Annotated in this window: 1 protein-coding gene; it reads left to right on the forward strand. The window is 71.4% G+C overall.

Translation table 11 applies throughout. The features are described from left to right. Positions 1-1,580: 1-deoxy-D-xylulose-5-phosphate synthase (gene dxs, locus G4G93_RS35310; protein WP_165091962.1), on the forward strand; the 1,580-nt coding region annotated here is incomplete at both ends.

The following is a 1,580-nucleotide window of genomic DNA, read 5'->3' on the forward strand; positions in this document are numbered from 1 at the left end:
CGCCAGGGCGGCGGCCTCTCGGGCTTCACCAAGCGCTCCGAGAGCCCCTACGATCCCTTCGGCGCGGCGCATTCCTCCACCTCCATCTCCGCCGGCCTCGGCATGGCCATCGGCCGCGACCTCGCGGATGCCGCCGCGAAGGCGCGCGGCGAGACGCCGCCGCGCCGCAACGTCGTGGCGGTGATCGGCGACGGCTCGATCTCGGCCGGCATGGCCTACGAGGCGATGAACAATGCCGGCGCGCTCAAGTCCCGCCTGATCGTCATCCTCAACGACAACGACATGTCGATCGCGCCGCCCGTCGGCGCCATGTCGTCCTACCTCGCCCGCCTCGTCTCGGGCGACACCTACCGCTCCCTGCGCGACACCGCCAAGCAGTTCGGCCGCCTCTTGCCGAAGGCGATCTACGACACCGCGGCGCGGGCGGAAGAGTATGCCCGCGGCATCCTGGCCGGCGGCGGCACGATGTTCGAGGARCTCGGCTTCCACTATGTCGGCCCGATCGACGGCCACAACCTCGACCACCTGCTGCCGGTGCTCAAGAACGTGCGCGACGCGCCGGACGGCCCGGTGCTGATCCACGTCGTCACCCAGAAGGGCAAGGGCTACGCCCCGGCGGAGGCCGCCGCCGATCGCGGCCACGCGGTGGTGAGGTTCGACGTCGTCTCGGGCAAGCAGACCAAGGCCAAGCCGAACGCCCCGGCCTATACCCGCGTGTTCGGCGAGAGCCTGATCAAGGCGGCGGATGTCGACGACAAGGTGGTGGCGATCACCGCCGCGATGCCGTCGGGGACGGGCGTGGATCTGTTCTCGAAGGCGCATCCGGAGCGGACCTTCGACGTCGGCATCGCCGAGCAGCACGCGGTGACCTTCGCGGCGGGTCTGGCGACGGAAGGGTTCAAGCCGTTCTGCGCGATCTACTCGACGTTCCTGCAGCGCGGCTACGACCAGCTGGTGCATGACGTGGCGTTGCAGAACCTGCCGGTGCGCTTTGCCCTCGACCGGGCCGGTCTGGTGGGGGCGGACGGGGCGACGCATGCGGGTGCGTTCGACCTGGCCTATCTGTGCTGCCTGCCGAACATGACGGTGATGGCGGCGGCCGACGAGGCCGAGCTGGTGCACATGGTGGCCACGGCGCACGCGCACGACACGGGCCCGATCGCGTTCCGCTACCCGCGGGGCGAGGGGGTGGGCGTCGAGCTGCCGGAGCGGGGCGAGGTGCTGGAGGTCGGCAAGGGCCGGGTGATCCGGCGGCCCGAGGGCGCGCGGGTGGCCGTGCTGAGCCTGGGCACGCGCCTGGCGGAGGCCTTGAAGGCGGCGGAGCGCCTGGAGGCGTCGGGGATCGGCGTGACGGTGGCGGATGCGCGGTTCGCCAAGCCGCTGGACGAGGCCTTGATCCTGGACCTGGCGGCGAGCCACGAGGTCCTGGTGACGCTGGAAGAGGGGTCGGTGGGGGGCTTCGGGGCGATGGTGCTGCACCTGCTGTCGTCGCGCGGTGCGCTCGACGACGGCACGGTGCGGGTGCGGACGCTGACGCTGCCGGACAGCTACCAGGACCACGACACGCCGGAGCGGATGTA

It is taken from the genome of Methylobacterium sp. DB0501 (assembly GCF_011043735.1).
GTDB classification, from domain to species: domain Bacteria; phylum Pseudomonadota; class Alphaproteobacteria; order Rhizobiales; family Beijerinckiaceae; genus Methylobacterium; species Methylobacterium alsaeris.